The organism is Emticicia sp. SJ17W-69 (genome assembly GCF_051209875.1).
Lineage (GTDB): Bacteria > Bacteroidota > Bacteroidia > Cytophagales > Spirosomataceae > Emticicia.
On the sequence record NZ_JBNTQY010000001.1, the window covers coordinates 3,350,462 to 3,374,070 of the forward strand.

The following is a 23,609-nucleotide window of genomic DNA, read 5'->3' on the forward strand; positions in this document are numbered from 1 at the left end:
TAATTTTTAGGCTCAAAACAAATTATTCGACTATTATAATTTTAGTAAATACGTTATTTAAATTTATCAATAAATTTTGCATTTGATTATTTCTATTGGATATTTGCAAATAGATCTCGGGGGTGTAGCTCAGTTGGTTAGAGTGCTTGCATGGCATGCAAGAAGTCGTGGGTTCGAATCCCATCTCCTCCACTATTACATAAAATCCTTATAATCAAATGATTGTAAGGATTTTTTTTGGCAGATTCCAACAAATCTGAAGTTGTATTACATAATTATATTTGTTTTAAGAATAAATTAAAAAAAAATCACTGCCAAATCTTCTCAAGTATCAGATATCAACTCTTTCAAAAAAGATAAAATACGACAAAAGCACAGCAAAAAAGATTATTTTGGCATGGTATTGGTGGTGGATAATTTATTACCTGCTATCATTATACAAGTATTATTACCATGAAAAAAAGAACGTTAATTTTCCTAATTCCCCTACTAACTAATATGTCCTGTTTTAAAGAAACAATAAAAAACAGTAGATATATTGGCACAAAATGGACTACCAATGATGACATTTCAGAATCAGTTTATGGCAAAAACTGTACAACTACCATTGAGTTTTTAAATCTTACAAATTGTCAAGTTATTGATAGAAGAGAAGTTAAAAACAGTAACCTTTCTGGTGTCTTTGTCAAAGAGGGTTTCTATAAAATCAAAGGTGATTCCGTTTTTTGGACAATCGACAAAGTTACCACTGGTGGTATTGTCAGAGGTAGTGTAATGGTCACAAATATGAAAACTATTACTGGCGGGAATCGAGTTTACTCAAAAAACTAAAAAACCTGTCTCTACAAAACATAAAAAAAAAGCTACTTAATAGTCATGAGTAAAAACTTGGGAAAGAGCCGAAAACTCTTTCCATAAGTTTTTTTGTCAAATTCCAATGAACTTAAAAAATGTATAAGGTATATATCATTGAAAAAAACATTAAATTTTAATTTCATTCTCTCATCTGATAGATCTTCATTGAAGCATTATTGATACCGCAAATTAATCTATTCCCTGAAAAAACAATATTTTTTACATCTCCACGCAAATTAAATCCTGATTTTGATTGTGGTATAAATTCAAAATTACCTTTGCCCTTATTGATAAATAATTGTCCGTGATTTGCGTCCAAATTTCCAATTCGTACTCTCATTTTTGAATTATTTCCAGCTAAAAACAAATCAAGTAATTTATCTCCATTTACATCTTTTAAAGTAATGGCATTGACCATAGAAAACTGTGCCTGAATAGGCAATCTACTATAAGTTAATTCTCCATTTTGATTAAGTAAAATTCCTGAAGATAGTTCGTTTATTTTATTGGTGAATGAATCTTTTTCACCTAATAAAGTAAGAATATCACTTGTTTGGGCTTCTGAATAAGATTGATAATTAGTATATTTTTTTCTAATACTCGGCACCTGTGCAGCCAATTCGTCTAAACTATACGCAGGGTGACTTTTACCTTGAATATAATAGGAAATAATTGGATCGATGAGGCCATTTCCATCAAAATCTTTTACTGTTAATGTAAATGGTTCATTTGTTGATGCTTTGTATTGTGAATTTAGACCAAAATTTCCTAAAACAAGATCTTCGTCACCGTCATTATCTAAATCAGCAGCTTCGATACTTTGCCAAAAACCATTCAGATTAGGCAATTCCTTTTTCTGAAATCTACCTTTCTTATTCATTAGCAAAGTAACTGTCATCCACTCACCTACTATGGCTAGATCTTTCAATCCATCTTTGTTAATATCAATAGCAACAGCATCTGTAACAATGCCTAACTTAGTAAAAATTTCATTCGATACTTCCTTAAAAAAACCGTTATCATTGAGCAATAAAGCACTTGGATTGTATGCAGGATAATGATGAGGAACAACATAACCTGTTAAAAACAAGTCTAAATCTCCATCATTGTCAGCATCAAATGGTACAACTTTACTTTTAGAATTTCGATTGACAGGCAATCTATCTTCTGATTTTATAAAATTCCCTTTACCATCATTCAAATAAAGCCGGTCTTGTAACAAAAAATCATCAACCAAATATTCATAACCACCACTTACTACGTATAAGTCAAGGTCTCCATCTTTATCGGCATCAAAAAAAGCTGCATCAGCGTCAGTACAAAGTTCATTTTGTTTAAAATCAACTTGTTCTTTCTCATGAAATTTACCTGTTTTATCCTGTAGAATAATTTTTCCTTTGAATCCTTTTCCTCCACCTAAGAATATATCTTCTAATTTATCACCGTTGACATCTCCAACCGCTAAAGCAGGGCCTTGATAAGAGTACATTTGTGGCAAAAGTAATTGACGGCTAAAATCATTGAGCGGCATTTGCTCGTGACTAAAATTTATATCTTGCAACTCATTAAAATAAGGATTTTGTTCGATAATTGGTTGATATTCAAGCCCTTTATGATATGCAATAGTATTGATTTTATTTATTGCGAGATTCTTAATAAGCTGTGTTGAATTATCATTCCAAACGACTCTGATACTATCAATTTTTTGATTTTTACCTAAGCCAAAATGTAACGGTGCAACCACACTACTTTGAAATCCACGTAAATTAGATGCCTCGATATATTGTTTCAAACCTCCTGAATAAGTATAAATTTTTGTTCCTTCAACGCTTTGATTATCTTTTTTTAAAGCAATTGAAACAAAATTTTGTGGGTCATTTTCTTGTTGTAAATTTTTATAAATGCTGGCTTCTTCATTCATATTATTGACAATCAATTCGAGGTCGCCATCATTGTCTAAATCAGCATAAACGGCTCCGTTTGAATTAATTGGAAGCTCAATACCCCAATCTTTTGTCAAATTTGAAAAAGTTAAATCACCATTGTTTTTAAAAATATAATTTGAACTAAGCGTAGCAGGCATTTCTTTGATAATATCTAAAATACTTTTGGGCGGCATTCCGCTCTGGCCACTGTTTTTTTGGTCGGCATAATATTTCATAAAATCCATATTCGTATAATCTCTCAAATAGCCGTTAGTAACAAATAAGTCTTTATAACCATCATTGTCATAATCGGCAAAAAGAGCTGACCAACTCCAATCTGTATTTGAGATGCCAGCCACTTGGCCAATTTCACTAAAAGTGGGTTCACCATTCGCACCATTCCCGTTATTCATCTGAAGCATATTCCGCATGATTTCTGGGTGAAAACCATTCTTCAACATAGACAAATACGCTTCATAATTATCAGGACCAAAAAGTAATTTCTGACGTTTATTATCTTCGGGAAGCATATCAAGCGTAATGATGTCTGGCAGTAAGTCATTGTTAAAATCTGCCACATCATTTCCCATCGAAAAATAACTTGTATGGTCAGTCATTTGGGCAATTTTATCACTAAAAGTGCCATTTTTATTATTAATATATAAATAATCTGATTCGATATAATCATTTGACACATAAATATCTGGCCAATTATCATTATTCAAATCAGCAATATGAAGTCCTAATCCAAATCCTATTGGATTGCCTTTAATACCCGCCTCAACCGAGACATCAGTAAAATGTCCACCTTCATTTTTCAGTAATTTATCTCCTGCTAGCGAATCACGCATGGCATGAATTGCTTGTACATCAAAGCGGTTAAAATCTTTAACATTATGATTCATAACATAGGCATCTAAATCGCCATCTTTGTCATAATCAAAAAATGCAGTTTGTGTGGTATAGCCATTGCAATCAAGTCCAAACTCAGCAGCTTTTTCGCTAAAAGTTAGATTTTTATTATTAATGTATAATTTATTTTTTCTTAAAGCAGCATTATCAATATTTCCTGAAATCGAAACATAAATATCATTCCATCCATCATTGTTTATATCTACTATTGATACACCAGTTTTCCATTCCCCTTTGTAAGTAATGCCTGCTTGTTCGGTAATATCTTCAAATTTAAAATCACCTTTATTGATATAAAGTTTATCACTAGAAAGATTGGCAGTAAAATATAAATCTGTCAAACCATCATTGTTAAAATCTGCCGCTGCAACGCCTCCACCATTATAAAAATACTCATAATTGAGTACATTTTGAGTATCATTTTCTTCGATTTTATTCACAAAATTGACACCAGTTTTATCAGAGCTTAGTTTATCAAATTTCTTGTTTTTAGACGAACAAGAAGTCAAAATCGTTAAGATAACGATAGAAAAGATATTTGCAGAAAGAAAATAACGGTTCATAATCTATAAAATGACTTGAGATTTGCTTTAAAAAGAAAGAAACGGAGCAAAGATAGCTCCGTTTCTAATTTAACTTACTATGAAACAAAACTACTATTTATCCCACCATACTTTTGCAGTGAAAGTATCACCACCAGATATAGCAGCCACAGCAGTCTTGTAATTTTCAGGGTTGTACGATGGTTCGGTTGATTTATATGGAATTCTTCTTGGAATTGTACCATTAGAAAATCCATTTGGATATACTACTGGAGTCAAAGCAGGATAGCCCGAACGACGCCAGTTAGACCAGTTTTCAATAAAATTGAAAGTAATACCCGTTGCCACCCAGATTTGCTCATTGATTTGTTTCAATGAAGCCTCTGTTGTACTAACATTCAATGGGTTTTTAGTTAAATAATCATCCATTGCTGCAACAGCTTTAGTAACAGCCGCATCAGCACTTGCAGATGAATTAAACTGTGCCAATGAGGCAGCAGCAGCTTTAACACCATTTTTGTAGTGTTCAGCAGCAGTAGTTGCTCCAACGTTCCAACCTTTTACTTTAGCTTCTGCCAAAAGCAATTCAGTTTCAGCATAAGTTAGTACAAAGTTTACACCGCTTCTGTCAACAAATATTGAGGTACGTGGACGAGAATATTTACCTACACGAGCTACATCAGCACCAGTACCAGAAGCACCAGGATATTGAGGATGCTTAGCAATGTCAGTTGCACCACCATTCAAATCATACCCATTTGGCAGACCGATTTGAGCTGCTTCAGCGTTATCACCAGCTAATCCTTGGTTTGTATTGGCTGCATAACCTGTTTGAGCAACCTCAGCAATCGCACTAACACGTGGATCAGAAGTAGCTTTCAAATAATCAATGAAAGTTTTGCTCCAACGTACTTCACGATAATCGTCAGGAACTCTCAAGGCTCCACTTGTATTGTTACCATTAGTAGCATTATCTGTCAACACTTTTGCATTGTCGTCAATACTAGTAAAAACACCACCAGCATACGCTTTTTCTGCCCATGTTTTAGCAGTAGCAGGATCAACTTTCGATAAACGCATTGCTAATCTTAACATTAACGAATAACCAAACTTTTTCCATTTAGCAACATTACCTGCATACATCAAATCGGCAGAAGGTCCTGCTTTTGAAGTACTAAGTGCAGTTATTGCACCATCTAACTCCGTTAACATTGCAGGATAAATTTTTGATTGCGAATCATACTTTGGCAAAGTAATTCCTTCTTTTGCTTTCAACGCTTCAGAATATGGAACATCACCATAACAATCAGTGATACGTGCTAAACAAAGCACTTTCATGATTGTTCCAACATTGTATAAGTTAGATAATTCAGGTTTATCTTTTACTAAATTTTGCATTTCGTAAGACAAGGATGCAGCACGATAAGTTTCTTCGTGTACACGGCCTTGATAAGCGATAAAGCTACCTGATGCTACATATTTATCTCCATTTCCATAGTATGAAAATGTAGAAGCCAATACTTGTGTCCACATACTTTGGAACAACAATTGCGAATAACCCGTATTGCCATATTCAAATTGTGATTGTGACAAAAGATAGTTTGGATTAAAAACAGCCGCACTTGTCTTATTCGGGTCGGTATTGATTTCTGCAAACTTGTCAGTACAAGAAGTTGCAAATACCGTTATTAGTGTTAATATATATCCTATTTTTTTCATATTAAGCCAAGTTTAGAATTTAACATTTAGGTTCAAACCGTACGTTCTGGTTGAAGGCAAGCTATTACCTTCGATACCTGCATAGCTCAAAATCGGTGAGAAACCAGCTTCAGGATCAATGTTATCAGTATGTTTCAAAAGAGTAAGTAAATTTCTACCTACAAATGAAAGTTCGATAGCTTTGATTGGAGTTTTACCCAAGATTTTAGGGTTGATTGAATAGCCTAAAGTAACTTGTCTAAGTTTGATGAAACTTCCATCCATTACATTTAAAGCCGAAATTCTTCTTGCTAAGTTTTGGTAGTAAGTTTGAGCAGGTACGTTAACAGAGTTTACACCACCATCTTGTGTAACACCAACAGCAACTACCCCTGTTTCACGACCAGCAAGTGTCATTTGGTTCAAACCTCTAAAAATTGTATAATAATTAGTAGCAGAAAGAACTTTATTACCAAAACGATAATCAATCAAGAATGAAAGATTGAAGTTTTTGTAGCTAAATTCGTTATTAAAACCACCATAAACTTTAGGTAAAACAGAACCCATTGGTGTACGTGCAGCTGCTTGTACTGGAATACCAGTTGCATCAATAACAATTTTACCTTGTGCATCATACACATAATCATAAGCCATGATTTGAGGGCCAGGTAAACCTTTGATCAATGCAGTATTAGCATTTAATGGACGGTACGTTCCTAAACCTAATTGTTGGTTTTCTGAACCAGAACCATCAATTTCTACGATTTTGTTTTTAATCCAAGTGAAGTTCAATGAAGTTGTCCATTTCAAACCGCCAGTTTCGATTGGCACACCCATTATCAAAGCTTCTAAACCTGAGTTTTGAGTAGAACCTGTACCAATTTGTTGGTTACTAAATCCTGTCGCTTCCGACAACGAACCATTGATGATTTCATTTTTGGTTTTACGATTGAAATAAGCTAAATCTAAACCTAAACGGTTTTTGTAGAATTTCAATTCAGTACCTAACTCAAATTCTGAAAGTGTATATGGTTTCAGGAATAAGTTAGGCAATGTGCTGCTGAATGAACCTGTTGTTGTTCCTTGAATAGCCGAACCAACGCTATAATACTGTGAGGTACTATATGGACTTGCTGGCTCACCACTTACTACTGCATACGATGCTCTGAATTTACCATAACTCAATTTTGAAGAATTCACTAATTCAGTAAAATCATAACTTAATGAAACTGAAGGAGTAAAAATACCATAATTGTTAACTGGCAAAGTAGAGAACGCATCATAACGACCTGTTGTTGATAGAATCAATTGATTTTTGTAATTGAAGTCTAATGAATAATAAGCCGAGTTGGTTTGTTTTTCGTTATAATCATAAGAACGATTGAACGAAAGAACGTTGAGTGGACTGTAGAAGAATGGTATTACGAATGGGCCACCGCCGATTGCCATTCTGTCGTATTTGTTTTTACGAACAGCTGCACCAACCAAGGCATCCATAGTAAAATCTTTAACCAAATTGAAGCTTCCGCCAACAATCGCATCTGCATTAAGTTCAGAAGTTGTTGATTTTGATAATTCATCAAAACCACCTTTCTGACCATTTGAATACGCAGTACCAGTCGGAGTAATTTTGAAAATTCCATCATTTAATTGATCATAACCTAAACGTACTTGTGAATAGATATTTTTTGTAATATCATATTTGGCAGTAATTGCCGAAATCATACGTTTACGTTTTACGTCATTTTGATAACGATTTACTACAAACCAAGGGTTTGTTACATAAATATCATCATTATATTGAATCTCATTACCATTTTCTGTGCTTGCATCATAACCAGGTTTTAAAACTGATTGGTCAACATTAGTTGCCAGGAAGTTAATATTATTGGCATTCATTGGACCATCACTTAGCTGTGGTTTATTGTTGTTTTTCTCATCAACATAATTGACCATCAAATCAACTTTCAATTTTTGTCCAAATTTTTGTGAACCTGTAAAGTTGAACGTCTTACGATCTAGACCACTATTACGAAGAATTGAGTTATTGCCTAAATTAGCCAAAGATAAACGGAAGCTACCAGTTTCATTTCCACTGGCAATTGCTAAAGAGTTTGTCAATGAAGAACCATTGCGATAAAAGTTTTTGATATTATCTTTAACCGCAGTGTAAGGATAACTTTTACCATCAAATTGGATAGTCGAAGCTCCGTCTAATTTTTCACCCCAACTCAACATACCACTATTTAAAGCTCCAACGGCATTGGTTGGTCTTTTACCATTCAAACCTTGTCCATAAACATATTGGTAATCTGTAAAGTTGATTGCTGATTCGCTTACTGCATTCAAATTATAATCAACTGACATCTTACCTTTTTTACCAGATTTGGTTGTAATTAAGATTACACCGTTGGCTGCTCTTGCACCATACAAGGCCGATGCCGAAGCACCTTTCAAAACTGACATACTTTCAATATCATCTGGGTTAAGGTTAGAGATACCGTCACCGTTATCTGCACCACCCCACTCACCAGCACTACCTCTTTGGGTATTGTCAATCGGCACACCATTCATTACAATTAGAGGTGAGCTTGCTGTAAAACTCGCCATACCTCTTAATAGAATTCTTGCCGAAGAACCTGAACCACCATTCGTACCTGAGATATTCAAACCAGCCACACGGCCAGCCATCGAATACGCTACGTTGGTTTCACGTGCTTTGGTCATTTGGTCACCACCAACAGTAGTCACTGCATAACCAACTTTACGAGCTTCTTTAGAAATACCCAAAGCTGTTACAACAACTTCATTCAAAGCCCCTGCTTCTGGAGTTAAACTTACATTAATTACACTTGAACTTCCCACTGTTATATTGATTGGAGCATATCCAATATAACTAAAAGTAAGAACACTTCCTTTGGCGGCCTCAATTGAGTATTCACCTTTGTCATCAGAAATTGTTCCTTTAGTAGAACCCTTTACGGCCACATTGACACCATAAAGTGGGGAACCTCCCTCGTCGCTCACTTTCCCTTTAATTTTCATGTTTTGGGCAAAACCCGCAACAGAAAGTAGAGAAAGCATGAAGGCGTAAAAAAACTGTCGTAGTGTTTTCTTCATACTTTTTAATTCGGTTAATAATTTATGAGTTTAGTTTAACTTAACTGCATTAAAAGTATTAACATACGAATAATTTTTTATTAATTTTTGATTAATAAGATTATAATTAGTTAATACTATATTAACCAATTTGAGGATAAAATAGTACCATATTGCCATAAAACATAGCAAAAAGGATTAAATTTTATATTTTTAAATTTTTTTAATAAATATTTAAAATATTATTTCAAGCAGAAGAGTAAGGAAGAGTTTTAATTAGGATTCCAATATTTCTTTGTAAGAAATGGCATATTCTTCTGAGTACAAACGCTGATAATCTTTAGCGAATTTTTCATAGGAAGTCTTGGCAAGGGAGTGTTTGCCTAAATGCACCAATGCTCTACATTTGAGCGACATAGCTGTTTCATCGACAGAATCAAATTTAAATATGTTGTCTGCAATCTCAACAATTTCTTCGGCGTGAGTGGCAATACTGAGTCGTTCACAATAGGCTAAATAGGCATCAATTACTTTATTAGAAATCTCACCTTTGAAATCATCCAGCCAATCATATTCAAGATTTGATAAAAAACCTCCACGATTAACGATTTCGGTCAACCCATATATTTGTTCTACGTTCAAAGATTTCTTAGCGTTAGTGAGTGTCTGAAATTCGGCATAATCAATATATACTTGAGTAGAATCAAAAACAATTTTCCAATTGCCTGTATCTTTTGTAAGCTGTATTGCTGGCAATTGCTCAAAAATCGTTTTTAATTTAGTGATATTAACAGAGCGATTATTTCTGGCACTATTGGTTGTTTTATCAAACCAAAACATCTCATTTAATTGACTTGAATCAATTCCTTTATTCCATTTAATCGAATTTAGCAGTAAATACAAAAACATCTCTTTCAATAAAGGTGTAAAATGATTGGTCATATCAACACCCTTATCATTCAAAAATTGAAAACCTCCAAATAGTAAAACCTTCCCTTTGATTACTTTCGATTCACCCAAAGTTGCTGTAATTTCCTGCTCAACAACTGATATTTCATGCGATTGTTCAACTGACTTCTGTACCGAAATATCAATCTCAGGATTTTGTATTTTTCCAACTCTCCTTTTGCGGACAAAATGAAACGCTAAAAATGCAATCAATAAAAATGGCAAAGCATAAAGTCCACTCATAACCGCTTTTTTCCATAAACTACCTTCTTTTTCAGCATCAATTGGAAGGTTGGAAGGTGGAAAATCAAGCGAATATATAATGATTTCAGTTGAATCAGCAGGTAAACGATCATGAAAACTTGTGACACAAAATAATTTTGAATTCGCTTTATCAATGTACAAATCAGCATTGCTTGCAACATCTATAAACTTATAAGGAATTTCTTTTGAAATTGTTCTAATTTCGGGCTTAGATAATGAGCCCTCGATAAGTTGTAAACTCGAATTAAACTTTAGTTGATTATAAATTAAACCATAAAAAGTATCTTTTTTTTCATTTAAAATCAAGGAAGAGGCTGCCACAAAGGGTGTTTCTGGTGATTTTAATTCATATATTTTTTTAATAGCATTAGTTTTCCAGTCTATTTCAAATAAATCATAATAATTTTGAGGGTTAAGCACCTGATCACCTGTTTTTGAGCCAAAACCTCCAAAAATATAAGATTTTGTTTCATTTTCATGACCCATACCAAACATGTAACGAGGCTCGATAACATCACCATTTAGCTTTACGTTAGACCATTTATTGGTTTGAAAAGAAAATTTTTGAAAGGTATTTTTATATTTGTATTGACCATATCCGCCAATCAATACAATAGCAGTATCATTTGGATAAATATATTTATTGTGATGCCAATATTCTGTCAGATTGTATTTTTCATTGGCAGAAATATTCCAAGAATTATTGCTTGCATTGTATTTAAAAATCTGCTTTTCATTGAGGCGAATATTGATTAATTGAGCTTTATGTTGCAAATAAACGCTCAAATCACCAAATGTAAATTTCTTATGTTTTAGTGCAAATTCTTTGGAAGAAAGCGAATCATTTCGAGTACTTAAAAAATAGGTTTTAATGTCTGTATTAATAATTATTTTCCTTGCATTTGCATCAAAAGAAAAATTTGAGTTTCCTTTGACTTTTATCTTGGCGAGCTGCTTCCATTCATAATGCTTGCGAAGAAGCCAAAGTGCATTTTTAGTAATTGCTTCTTGGTGTGCAAGTAAATCTTTAGAATAATTACCAAAAATCTCATTTAAAGGCCAATGATGCGTTGTTTCACCCCCAGACTTAAAAAAAACATTTCTCAAAAACATCGGTAAGACATCACTCGTTAAAAACTTAGGATGATTACATTCGCCAAAATAAATTTTGAAACATTCATTAAACCCAAACGGTATTGTACCCTCACCATAGAGTTTATTATTGCAAAAGATTTGAAGTTTTTTGTCCTGAATTTTAATATTGAATTGATTCCATTTTGAATATAATGAAACAGAATCTAATTGTTGATTCAATTTAATGTCTTTATCGCCCGAAATTATCCTAAAACTTTTTTGTTGACCATCAGCATTTGACTGAAATAAAAAATCTATATTTTTATTATCTTGGGTAATGATTCTGAAAACATATCCAAAATACGAGGTGACTTTTGGCTTAAATTTTAACTCGAAACTTAACTCAAAGTCATTTTTAGGGCAAATGATTTTATCATCGCCCAAAACCAGCGAAGTACGTTTATCCGAAACGACCTCATGTCCCAAAAACTCTAAGCCATATTCTTGCCCAAAAGCATTAATTGATAAAAACTGAACGAACAAAAATATAATATACAAGTATTTTAACTGTAGATTTTGTTTCAGCATCAGGTTTTAAAGTTGGTAAAGTAAAAAATAATAGGTTGTTGCTAAATTTTAATTTCTGCTACGACGGAGTTCCTTCTCCGTCAGTATAGAAATATAGGTCTTATTAATATCTTATTAATCTTTTATTTGTATAAAATTATACTTTTAAAAAATTAATATTTCAATACAAATCTATTTTTATTCCAATTGAGATACAAATTAAGCAATTCTTTTAATTAAAATATTTAATATATATAAGAATAATATTAAAATAATTAAGAATAATCCAATTAAAATCAAATATAATAGTTAGAATTCCAACTTAGCATGAAAAAAATCATCAAAATTCAACTCTTCTTTCTCCTTTCAAGCCTTTCGGTATTTTCACAGGGTGGCGTTCATTCTACTTCGAGTAAATATGAATATCCAAGTGACCCTCAAGTCAAACAAAAATTAGAATCATGGCGTGATCTTAAATTTGGAATGATTATTCATTGGGGCTTGTATGCAGTTCCTGGCATTATTGAATCATGGAGTTTGTGTAATGAGGATTGGATAAATCGTGACAGCACAAGCAAGTATGATGAGTACAAAAAATGGTATTGGGGGCTAAACAGTCAATTCAATCCTACAAAATTCAACCCCGAATCATGGGCAAAAGCTGCCAAAGATGCAGGAATGAAATACGTGGTTTTTACGACCAAACACCATGATGGTTTTAATATGTTTGATACTAAATTTTCTGATTTTAAAATCAGTAATGGTCCTTTTGCTTCAAACCCAAAAGCTGATGTAGCAAAGTATGTATTTGATGCTTTTAGAAAGGAAAACTTCATGATTGGAGCATATTATTCGAAACCCGACTGGCATTCTCAATATTTTTGGTGGGATAGATATGCTACTGCCGACCGTAACGTAAATTATGATATTCGAAAGTTTCCGTGGCGTTGGAATCAATTTAAAGATTTTACCTATAATCAAATCAACGAACTTACTACTAATTATGGCGGTATTGATATTCTTTGGCTGGACGGAGGTTGGGTTCGTCCACTCGAAACTGTTAATGACGAAGTGAGATCTTGGGGAGCAAGAATTCCAGAATGGAATCAAGAAATTGATATGCCAAAAATTGCAAAAATGGCACGTACCAATCAACCTGGTATTTTAATGGTTGATCGAACTGTTCACGGCCCTTTCGAAAATTATCGTACACCCGAACAAAGTATTCCAAAAATAAAATCAGATACACCTTGGGAAAGTTGTATCACACTTGGCGGGGCTTGGGGATATGTACCAAACGACCAATTTAAGTCTTCTACTAAAGTCATTCACTCACTCATTGAGGTTGTTTCAAAAGGTGGCAGTATGCTTTTAGGTGTTGGACCAACTGCCGAAGGCACACTACTTCCTGAACAAATTCTACGATTAAAAGAAATTGGAGAGTGGCTCAATGTGAATGGTGAAGCAATCTATAACACTCGTGCCATTGATGCTTTTAATGATAAGGAAGTATTTTTTACAAAAGGCAAATCAAAGTTTCATTATGCTTTGGTGAGAATTCCTGAAAATCAAAGTCCATCTGCTGTAATATCATGGACAGGCAATTCACCAAAAGCAGGAAGTAATGTGTTTTTATTAAGTGAAAATCTAAATCTGAAGTGGGAGAAAAAAGCTAATAAAACTTTTGTATATTTACCGTCAACATTAGTCGAAAAATATAAATCATACCCAGCCTTAGCTTTAAAATTTGAACTACAACAATGAAAATTAAACTGACCATCCTAACTTTATTTATCAATATTGCAGCTTTTTCGCAAGCAAAACTTATTAGAGAAGAATATATTAATCCAAATCCAGAAGAAAAATCATGTCATGCCTCAACGATTGTTGAGCTTACAAAGTCAAGTTTGATGGCAGCTTGGTTTGCTGGCGAACATGAAAATCATTATAAAGTTTGTATTTGGGCTTCTACTTTTAGCAATGGGAATTGGAGCAAAGCAACAAAAATTGCTGATGGAATTGTAAATGGTACCCAGTATGCTTGTTGGAATCCTGTACTTTTTAAATCGAAAGAAGGAAAACTTTTCTTATTCTATAAAGTAGGAGTAAATCCAAGAGAATGGTGGGGAATGATGAAAACCTCGACCAATGACGGTAAAACTTGGTCTGAACCTATACGATTGCCTGACAATATCTTGGGGCCAATTAAAAATAAACCAATTCAGTTAGCATCAGGCGAAATACTTCATCCTTCGAGTACAGAAAGTTTAGATAGTAAAATTTGGAAAGCTCATGTAGAAATATCCGATGCAAATGCTCAAAATTGGAAAAAAATCGACATTGAAAATGGCGAATATGGGGTAATCCAACCAAGTCTTTTAACATACCCCGATGGCAAAATTCAGATGCTTTTAAGAAGTCGTCAGAATAATATTATTCAATCTTGGTCATCAGATAATGGAAAATCTTGGGGCAAACTCTCTCCAATCAATTTACAAAATCCAAATTCGGGAATTGATGCCGTAACACTAATGAATGGTTCTCATGTATTAATTTATAATCCGCTTCCATCAGGAAATAAATGGTCAAATGGTAGAAACATCTTGAAAGTTGCTATCTCAAAAGACGGAATTAATTGGACAGATATTTACGAATTAGAAAACAAAGATAAAAGCGAATACAGTTACCCTGCAGTTATACAAACGCAAGATGGACTCATTCATATTACTTATACTTATGATAGAAAATTAGTAAAATATGTTGTTTTACAAGTTCCGACCGAAAAATAAAAGTAAGCATTCAAGAAAACGTTTTTTCTTTGTACTTTTGCCATACAATCAAAAACAACATGAAAACTAAATATTTTAAGTACGTTATCATTTCTTTTACGCTGACTTTATTAACGTGGTCATGCGGAAAAGTAGCAACCCCCGATCCACAACCAGTTGTTTTAGTTAGTTCAACTTTGGTGAAAGAATACACCAAAGAGCAACTCATTGCTTCACTTGGGCCATCTTTAGGTTCTCAAGTTTCATTATTTGTTCAGGGAGGCGTAAAACAATATAAAATTGTTTATAAAACAAAGAATACCGATGGTACTGAAATTCAAGCTTCTGGAGCAGTTATTATTCCAGTTGGAACGGCATTCACCAATGCTTTACCGGTATTAAGTTACCAGCATGGTACTATTTTTGACGATAAACAAGCACCATCCTATTTATCAGCCGACGGCGAAGGTGCAATTGCTTCATTCATTGCTACTTTAGGGTATATTGTGGCTGCTCCCGATTATATTGGTTATGGAGCATCAAATAATTTACCCCACACTTATGAGCAACGTGAGGGTTTGGCAACTGCTGGCTTAGATATGTTGCGTGCTACCAAAGAGTTTATTACGAAAGAAAAAGCGAATTGGAACCAAAGTTTATATATTGCTGGCTACTCAGAAGGTGGCTATGCTACGATGTCATTACAAAAGAAAATTGAAGAAGAAGCTCCATCAGAATTTAGTTTGAAAGCTTCAAGTTGCGGTGCTGGAGCTTATAATAAAACTTTGAGTTTCAAAACTTTAGCAACAACCAAATCAAGTGGAGATTCGCAACACAATGCTTCATATATTTGGGTACTTTTGACTTATGATAGAGTTTATAAACTCAATCGTCCGATGTCGGCATATTTTGCTGAACCTTATGCCTCTCAAATTCAGAAAGATCAACAAAATGTAAGAATTTCAGGTAGTTTAACAACTATTTTGAGTGATGCAGTCAAAAAAGGAGTTACTGAAGGAACCGATACTGCATTGCTTAATGCAGTAAAAGATAATGATATTTTTGATTGGAAGCCCAAAACCCCTACCCGTTTGTATCATGGAACTTCTGATACTTATGTTCCATTTTTCAATTCACAAACAGCTTTTGATGCCATGCAAAAACGTGGTGCCACCAATGTGGCACTATTCCCGATTCAGGGCGGTGACCATGGTTCATCTATCCAATCTTTTTTATTAGGAACACTTGAATTTTTTAGCAATACAAAATAATTTATTAAAGATAAATTGTTAATGTTTAATTGTAAATGATAAAAGCAACTGATTCATACATTTACGAAAATAAAAGTACCGTTAACAATTAATCATTCACCATTAATAATTTTAATAATTAATCAATAATCATGGCAAATTTAAAAACTGGCGTAGTTCATACTGTATTTTTTTGGTTAAAGGAAAAAGATAATGCAGAACATCAAGCCGCTCTTCATGCAGGTTTGAAAGAATTGGCACAAATTGATTTAATCAAAACTGCTTATGTGGGTAAGCCTGCTAATACTAACAGACCTGTGATTGATTCTTCTTATAGTTTTTCATTAACTTTTGTGTTTGATAATGCAGCAGACCAAGATACTTATCAAACTCATCCTGACCATCTTGTATTTATTGCAAATTGTTCTCACTTATGGGAAAGAGTGCAAGTTTATGATGCTGAAAGCTAATTTTTAGCAAAAAACTTTCAAAACCAGCTAAATTTTCAGAAATTTGCAGATCAAATCTGCAAACACTGGTTTGTTTTGTCCCCAATTTACCAATGAAAAAACTACTATTCTCAATACTTTTTATAGGAAACTTTACCGCCTTTTCTCAAAAACTATCTTTTGATGCAAAAGCTGTAATAGCCATTTCAGATGCAGATATGGCAGCTTCTGCCTACATTGATGGTAAGTTATTGAAGGAAAAAGGCTCTAAAGATGCTCTTTCAGTAATCAAATTTCCAATTGAAAAATATTCTGAAGAAATCAAAACCATCAGTGTATCCAATTCAGTGTTGAATTGGACAAAAGGAATGGTTCTTTCAAAAAACAACCATATTGCGTATGTAGTTGAAACTAGAGGTACACAGGCCGATAATGTTACTGAATTTAAAAACCTACATACCGATTTTCCATTGGGGGGCTTTATTTCAGTAGTAGATATAAGTGATTTATCTCAACCTAAAGTTTTATATAAATTCCCAACTGGCAAAAACCCTATCGCCGTTGATATTAGTCCTGATGGAGAGTATTTAATTATTTGTAGTGAGGAAGAAGAAAAAGAATTACAAGTATTAGAATTAGATTCTACAGGAAAACCTATCAGAATTATTAACAAACCAAAAGATTTTCCTACTGGCCGTATTACAGATGTAAGTTGGCACCCAAATAATAATTTCATAGCCTTTACTTTAGAAGATTCAAAAGAAGTTGGCTTAATTAAAGTAACAAGAGATGGGCCAACTGGCAAAATTGTTCGCATGGATTTAGCAGGCCATCCACTAAAAGTTGGGAAATTTCCTGGTGCAGGGCAGTTTTCTCCTGATGGTAAATATTATATTGTGCCAGACTTAAAGTGGGGAGATGATGCAAAAGCAGAGCAAGGATATGATGGTAAAGGGGATATGTTTGTCATAAAATTTAATTTTGAAGGAACAGGCGATCATTTCTTAATCACACGAGCTAAAGTTGGCGAAAATCCCGAAGGTTTTGCCATTAGCCCCGATGGAAGCATGATTGTGGTAGCTAATATCAAAAAAACACATTATCCCTGGGAAAACGCTGAATTTTCTAAAAATGCTTCTCTATCCTTATTAACACTCAATGCTGATGGAACCCTTACTAATGCAGGTGAATTTGATTTTGAAGGGATTTTACCACAAAATATACTTTTCGATAAAAACGGGGATAACATTGCCGTAACAGTTTTTGATTATTTCAATTATGGCAAACATATTGGTGGAATTGATTTTTGGAAAGTAAACAAAGGTGCAAAACCAAGCTTACAAAAACAGGATTTTAAGCTCTTTCTTCCTCATGGCTGTCATGCTTTTAGGTTGATAAAATAGCAATAAATATCAAGAAAAGCCTTCAAATTTCATCGTTTGGAGGCTTTTTTGTTTGGGTGAAAAAACTTAATTTTAAAACCAAATATACACTTCATAAGTTACAGATCTATATTACACCCCAAAACCAATGAATTCAACAAACAAAGTAGGTTTAAAAAGAGAAATTGGCGTATTAGGTTTGGCCGCAAACACCCTCAACCGAACAATCGGTGCAGGAATCTTCGTTTTGCCTGCTTTGGTAGCAAATATTTTAGGCAGTGCAAGTATTCTTGCTTATATCATTTGTGGTTTGTTGATGATGATTATTATGCTGTGTTTTTCAGAAGTTGGTAGTCAAATTACAACTACTGGTGGAGCTTATGCTTATATTCATGCAGCTTTTGGCCCTTTTGCCGGCTTTCTTGCCAATTCGATGTTTTGGTTTGTTGGAATTCTGGCTGATGCAGCCGTTGCCAATGCAATGGCTGATATGTTAGCAATCCATTTTCTAGCTTTATTTAATCCACTTTTTAGGGATATTTTCTTTTTCACTATTTTTGGAAGTTTTGCCTTCATTAACGTGTTGGGTGTAAAACATGGTGATAATGTAGTCAAAATCAATACTTTTATTAAATTAATTCCTCTGTTTATTCTGATTATTGCTGGATTTATAGGCACTTCTACTGAGAATTTACGTTGGGAATCCTTTCCTTCTTTGGAAAAATTAGGAGAAGCTTCTCTTCTATTATTTTTTGCTTTCGCAGGTGGTGAAGCATCATTGAATGTAAGTGGCGAAGTAAAGAATCCAAAAAAAGTGGTGCCATTGGGAGTATTATCAGGAATGGCAGCCGTAGTGCTTATTTACATTCTGATTCAAACGATTTCTCAAGGAGTGCTTAGTACAGATTTAGCCTTACAAAAAGAAGCTCCTCTTGCCGTGGTTGCCAACAAAGTTTTAGGAAAATTTGGTTCCACGCTCATTATTGCTGGTGCAGCCTTCTCAATGTTTGCCGCTCTAAGTGGTTCAATTTTATCTTATCCTAGAGTGATTTTTGCTGGAGCAAACAAAGGATGGATGCCATCATTCATGGGCAAAATTCATCCTAAATTTGCTACTCCTTATTGGGCTATTATTTTTTATGCCTTATTTGATTTTATTTTTGCTATTTCTGGGGGATTTAAGGAATTAGCAATTATCGCAAGTGCCTCATTATTAAGTATTTATATGGGCGTTGTTTTAGCAACCATTCGATTAAGATTGAAGAACAATAATCCACAAACTGATTCTTTTAAGCTCCCTGGAGGTATCATTATTCCTATTTTTGCCGCCTTGGCAATTCTTTGGTTTTTATCGCATTTGGCTCAAAATGAATTTATTGCTCTTGGTATTTTTCTAATAGTTTTATCTATCATTTACTTCTTGATAAACACTTTCGGTAAGAATAAAAATGTAGATTCCTCAATCTTTTAGTGATCAAAATTCGTTAGTATGGCTATCTCATAAAAATCTTTTAACTCATGAAATATCTCATCATTAGCTTATTTATACTTACCTTTTCATGCAATTTAACTTATAGAAAACCAGAAATGAACAATAAATTAACATATTTAGCATTAGGCGATAGTTATACAATCGGTGAAAGTGTTGCTGAAAATGAGCGTTGGCCTGTTCTATTGACCAAGAATTTAAATAATGCAGGAATCGATATTTCAGCTCCAAAAATCATTGCACGAACGGGCTGGACAACAGATGAATTGAAAGCAAAAATAGTTTCTGAAAACATTACTCAAACCTACGACTTAGTCTCTCTTTTAATCGGTGTAAATAATCAATATAGAGGAAGAAATGCAGAGGAATTCAGAGCTGAATTTGCAGATTTACTCGACATTTCAATCAAATTTGCAAAAAATAATCCTGCTCATGTTATCGTAGTTTCGATTCCAGATTGGGGAGTAACACCTTTTGCCTCCGATAGAAATAAAAAAGAAATAGCAGATCAAATCGATCTATTTAATGCCATAAAAAAAGAAGAAACTGAGAAAAGAGGTGTTTTATTTGTTGATATAACACCTATTTCCAGACAAGCTGTAAATGATAAAAGTCTTATTGCAGATGATGGCTTGCACCCTTCAGGAAAAATGTATCAACTTTGGGTTGAAAAAATTACACCAGCACTATTGAAAAAACTTTATTGATGAACTTAGAAAGCTATTACCAAAAAGCACTTGAATTTGACAAAAATGATTCTCTTGCTTCCTTTAAATACCAATTTGAATCACATGATGAGATTTATTTAGATGGAAATTCTTTAGGAAGACTTCCCAAAAAGACAATCGAATTAACAACAGATTTGATACAAAATCAATGGGGTAAACGTTTGATCAGAAGTTGGAACGAACACTGGATGGAACTTCCCAATAAAATTGCGGCCAAAATAGCTAAAATAGTTGGTGCAAGAGAAGATGAGATTTTTGTTGGAGAAAGTACTTCTATCAATTTTTACAAATTGGCTTACGCAGCACTCAATTTTGACAATACTCGAAAAAAAATCATTAGCGATTCTCTCAATTTTCCTACCGATTTATATGTTTTGCAAGGTCTAATTGAGCAACAATTCCCCTCTCATTCTTTAAAAATTATTGAAAGCAAAGATGATATTTGTATCACAGAAGAACAAATTGCCAATGAATTAGACAAAAACACAGCTTTTCTTACCCTAAGTCATGTTGTTTTTAAAAGTGCATTTATGTATGACATGAAAAAAATCAACGAAATGGCTCATCAGCAAAATGCTTTTGTGATTTGGGATTTAAGTCATGCCGCAGGTGCTGTTCCCATTCATTTGAACGATTCAAATGCAGATATGGCAGTAGGTTGTACTTACAAATACCTGAACGGTGGGCCAGGTTCACCTGCTTTTTTATATATAAGAAAAGATTTGCAAGAAAAACTCATCAATCCAATCTGGGCGTGGTTTAGCCATCAAAGACCTTTCGAATTTAGTTTAGAATATCAAGCTAAAAGTACAATTCAACGTTTTTCAACTGGAACACCGTCTGTACTCTCATTGGCTGCGACAGAGCCTGGTTTGGATTTATTGATTAAGGCAGGAATATCAAACTTACGTCAAAAAAGTGTTTTACAGAGTAGTTTCTTATTGGAAATGGTACAACAATATTTGGTTCCAATTGGATTTTCAATTGCATCACCATTGAATATCAACCAAAGAGGCTCACATATTTCAATTCAACACACAGAAGGTTATAGAATCAATCGAGCAATGATTGAGCCTTTTGATAGTTCAAAACCTATCATCCCCGATTTCAGACCACCTAACAATATTCGTTTAGGCATTGCCCCTCTCTACAATACTTTTCAGGAATTATATGAAACAGTGGTGAGAATCAAGCAAATTGTTGAAGAAAAACAATACGAACATTTTAGCCAAGAAAAACTCAAAGTAACTTGATTGAGTTCTGAGTCATGAGTTCTGAATTCTGAGGTAAAAAGACAAATAAGTCTTACCTATTCAAAATTTTCACTCTCACACTCAGAACTCATAATTCAGAACTCAGAACTACTTTTTCGTTTTATCCTTTATCACCGCTTGAATAATATCCCACATTTCGCTTGGAATTTGATTCAAATGATTGAATTCTCCTGCACCATTAATCCATTCGCCCCCATCAATCGTGACAACTTCTCCATTGATATAAGATGAAAAATCAGACATTAGGTATGCTGCTAAATTGGCCAATTCTTGATGCTCTCCTACCCTTTTCAAAGGCACATTACCAAAATCGGAGAATCGCTCACGCAAATGTTCTGGAAAAGCATCTACTGGAAAAAGTCTATCCCATGCTCCTTTGGTTGGAAATGGACCTGGGGCAATAGCATTGAAGCGAATACCATATTTTGCCCATTCAACTGCCAAACTACGTGTCATTGCCAATACTCCAGCTTTGGCCATTGCCGAAGGCACTACAAAAGCGGAGCCTGTCCAAGCATAGGTCGTTACAATACTCAATACCGTCGCTTTTTGTTTTTGTTCAATCCAATGTTTACCAAAAGCCAAAGTCGAATAATAACTTCCTTTCAAAACAATATCCACTACCGTATCAATAGCTCTGTGCGAAAGTCGCTCTGTTGGCGAGATAAAATTTCCTGCTGCATTATTTAATAAGCCATTTACCTGACCGAATTCTGCCAAAGCTTTGTCTTTCATCGCTTCAATTGCACCATAATCACGCACATCACAAGCAATAGGCAGCACTTTACCACCCGTTTCTTTTTCTAATTCATGAGCGGTTTCTTCCAAAACTGCCAGTTTTCTACTAGTGATAACCACATTTGCTCCGAGTTCAAGAAAATATTTCGACATTGCTCTGCCGAGCCCGGTTCCACCCCCTGTAACCACAAAAGTTTTACCATCTAATGAACCTTCTTTTAACATTGGTTGATTGTAAGCCATTTTATTTAATTTTTAGTGTTGAGTATTGTATATAATTAGTTGATTGCCAATAGACCACAGTCCACAGAAATTTACTAATCTACAAATTAAAGCAAAAAAGCCACAAATGAGTAACTCATTCATGGCTTTTTTATAAAAAATATTCGATGAATACAAATCTTTATACTATCGGCTTCTAATCATCGAAGCAATAAAAATTATTTTGAAGCAACAATTTTTACATCAACTTGGAAGTTGTCATAAATCATTTTGTCACCAATCGACTCAAAGAATGATTTTGAACCAAATTTACTGCCAAATTTTGTACGATCAACTTCAAATTTTGCAGTCGCCGTTGTTGCATCTTTAGCAACTGTTACAACCGCAGGGAATGTAATTGGCTGTGTAACACCATTGATTGTCAAGTTACCAGCAATATCATAATTTGTTGCAGTTTTTGCCGTTGCTTTTGTGATTTTCAAAGTAGCAGTTGGATATTTTGCTACGTCAAAGAAATCTGGAGAAGTTAAATGACCCACTAATTTTGCATTATAACCTGCATCTGTCAAATCCAAACATTTAATTGATTTCATATCAATCGTAAATTCACCACCCGATAATTTTCCGCCATTCACTACTAAACTTCCACTTTGAACACCAATTGTACCATTGTGTTCGCCTGTAAACTTCTTACCTAACCAGTTAAATGTACTTGTTTTTGCATCAACTTTCAAAGCTACTGGAGCGGCACTTTTTGAAGCTTTTTTTCCACCATCAGCCATTGCTGAAACACTTACCAATGCAGCAAAAGCTACAAACATCAAATTTTTAACAACTTTCATCTTTACTAAATTTTGGTTTAAACGTAATATAAAAAATAAAAAAATACTCCTATCCAATCAATCAATACTTCCTCTCAACTTATCTAATAAACTGCTTAATGTTTCTGCTTCCTCCTCTGTAATTTTTTTCAGAGCCATTTCCCATTCATTTTGCTGACTATCAATCATTTCTAACACTTCTTTTCCTTTATCTGTAATTCTAATATCACAAGCTCTGCGGTCATTTGCATTATCGCATCTTGAAACTAAGCCTTTCAACAAAAGCTTATCAACTAAGCGTGAAGCATTAGACATTTTATCCAACATCCTTTCGATAATACCATTGACAGTAATAGGAGTTGGGTATTGCCCTCGCAAAATCCTTAATACATTATACTGCTGAGAAGATAAATCATAAGGCTTTAATAAGCCTTGTTGCTCAAAATTCATCCAATTAGAGGTATAAATAATATTTACCAATAATTTCTGGTAAGGACTCTTAAAAGGCTTTTGCTGCTTAATATCTTTTTCTATTGACATGTCTATATTGCTGTTTAATGAATATACAAATATAATACATTAACAATAAATGTTGCTACATATA

Annotated in this window: 16 protein-coding genes and 1 tRNA gene; 10 read left to right on the top strand and 7 right to left on the bottom strand. The window is 33.9% G+C overall.

The window, feature by feature from the left end:
• The first annotated feature begins 118 nt into the window (after positions 1–118).
• Positions 119–192 (top strand) — tRNA-Ala (locus ACQUQZ_RS13655).
• A gap of 306 nt (positions 193–498) precedes the next feature.
• Positions 499–831, top strand: coding sequence for a hypothetical protein (locus ACQUQZ_RS13660; RefSeq protein WP_435355554.1), 333 nt, complete (start codon positions 499–501; stop codon positions 829–831).
• A 163-nt stretch (positions 832–994) separates the two neighbouring features.
• Here ACQUQZ_RS13660 and ACQUQZ_RS13665 read toward each other — a convergent pair whose 3' ends face one another.
• The 4 genes from ACQUQZ_RS13665 to ACQUQZ_RS13680 all read right to left on the bottom strand — a co-directional run bounded on the left by ACQUQZ_RS13665 (position 995) and on the right by ACQUQZ_RS13680 (position 11,905).
• The gene (locus ACQUQZ_RS13665) at positions 995–4,255 is read right to left on the bottom strand and encodes a VCBS repeat-containing protein (protein WP_435355555.1); all 3,261 of its coding nucleotides are present in this window, start codon (positions 4,253–4,255) and stop codon (positions 995–997) included.
• A gap of 93 nt (positions 4,256–4,348) precedes the next feature.
• Positions 4,349–5,953: a SusD/RagB family nutrient-binding outer membrane lipoprotein gene (locus tag ACQUQZ_RS13670; protein ID WP_435355556.1), complete on the bottom strand. Its 1,605-nt coding sequence runs from the start codon at positions 5,951–5,953 to the stop codon at positions 4,349–4,351.
• Between the two features lie 12 nt (positions 5,954–5,965).
• Positions 5,966–9,052: a SusC/RagA family TonB-linked outer membrane protein gene (locus ACQUQZ_RS13675; RefSeq protein WP_435355557.1), complete on the bottom strand. Its 3,087-nt coding sequence runs from the start codon at positions 9,050–9,052 to the stop codon at positions 5,966–5,968.
• A 255-nt stretch (positions 9,053–9,307) separates the two neighbouring features.
• Entirely contained in the window at positions 9,308–11,905 is a 2,598-nt protein-coding gene (locus ACQUQZ_RS13680) for a hypothetical protein (RefSeq protein WP_435355558.1), read from the bottom strand.
• A gap of 306 nt (positions 11,906–12,211) precedes the next feature.
• Between ACQUQZ_RS13680 and ACQUQZ_RS13685 the strand changes: the two genes are divergently transcribed.
• The 8 genes from ACQUQZ_RS13685 (at position 12,212) to kynU (ending at position 21,203) form a co-directional block, all read left to right on the top strand.
• On the top strand, positions 12,212–13,648 hold the full coding sequence (locus ACQUQZ_RS13685; protein ID WP_435355559.1) for an alpha-L-fucosidase: 1,437 nt from the start codon (positions 12,212–12,214) through the stop codon (positions 13,646–13,648).
• The gene (locus ACQUQZ_RS13690) at positions 13,645–14,673 is read left to right on the top strand and encodes a sialidase family protein (protein WP_435355560.1); all 1,029 of its coding nucleotides are present in this window, start codon (positions 13,645–13,647) and stop codon (positions 14,671–14,673) included. Before ACQUQZ_RS13685 ends, ACQUQZ_RS13690 begins: the two co-directional genes overlap by 4 nt.
• A 59-nt stretch (positions 14,674–14,732) precedes the next feature.
• A complete protein-coding gene (locus tag ACQUQZ_RS13695; RefSeq protein ID WP_435355561.1) occupies positions 14,733–15,923 on the top strand; it encodes an alpha/beta hydrolase family protein in 1,191 nt (396 codons plus the stop codon).
• Positions 15,924–16,054: 131 nt separating this feature from the next.
• A complete protein-coding gene (locus ACQUQZ_RS13700) occupies positions 16,055–16,372 on the top strand; it encodes a Dabb family protein (protein ID WP_435355562.1) in 318 nt (105 codons plus the stop codon).
• 92 nt (positions 16,373–16,464) lie between these two features.
• Entirely contained in the window at positions 16,465–17,754 is a 1,290-nt protein-coding gene (locus tag ACQUQZ_RS13705; protein ID WP_435355563.1) for a WD40 repeat domain-containing protein, read from the top strand.
• 127 nt (positions 17,755–17,881) lie between these two features.
• Complete coding sequence (locus ACQUQZ_RS13710; protein WP_435355564.1) at positions 17,882–19,204, top strand: APC family permease; 1,323 nt, start codon at positions 17,882–17,884, stop codon at positions 19,202–19,204.
• A gap of 47 nt (positions 19,205–19,251) precedes the next feature.
• On the top strand, positions 19,252–19,929 hold the full coding sequence (locus ACQUQZ_RS13715) for an SGNH/GDSL hydrolase family protein (RefSeq protein WP_435355565.1): 678 nt from the start codon (positions 19,252–19,254) through the stop codon (positions 19,927–19,929).
• Positions 19,929–21,203 (top strand): kynureninase, encoded by a 1,275-nt coding sequence (kynU, locus tag ACQUQZ_RS13720; RefSeq protein ID WP_435355566.1) that lies wholly within the window; start codon positions 19,929–19,931, stop codon positions 21,201–21,203. The genes ACQUQZ_RS13715 and kynU overlap by 1 nt, the downstream gene beginning before the upstream one ends.
• A gap of 108 nt (positions 21,204–21,311) precedes the next feature.
• Here kynU and ACQUQZ_RS13725 read toward each other — a convergent pair whose 3' ends face one another.
• The 3 genes from ACQUQZ_RS13725 to ACQUQZ_RS13735 all read right to left on the bottom strand — a co-directional run bounded on the left by ACQUQZ_RS13725 (position 21,312) and on the right by ACQUQZ_RS13735 (position 23,545).
• Entirely contained in the window at positions 21,312–22,205 is an 894-nt protein-coding gene (locus ACQUQZ_RS13725; protein ID WP_435355567.1) for an SDR family oxidoreductase, read from the bottom strand.
• A gap of 197 nt (positions 22,206–22,402) precedes the next feature.
• Positions 22,403–23,026 carry a YceI family protein gene (locus tag ACQUQZ_RS13730; protein WP_435355568.1) on the bottom strand — a complete coding sequence of 208 codons (624 nt, stop codon included), beginning with the start codon at positions 23,024–23,026 and terminating at the stop codon, positions 22,403–22,405.
• A 57-nt stretch (positions 23,027–23,083) separates the two neighbouring features.
• Positions 23,084–23,545, bottom strand: a complete 462-nt coding sequence (locus tag ACQUQZ_RS13735; RefSeq protein ID WP_435355569.1) for a MarR family winged helix-turn-helix transcriptional regulator — start codon at positions 23,543–23,545, stop codon at positions 23,084–23,086.
• Positions 23,546–23,609 lie beyond the last annotated feature (64 nt).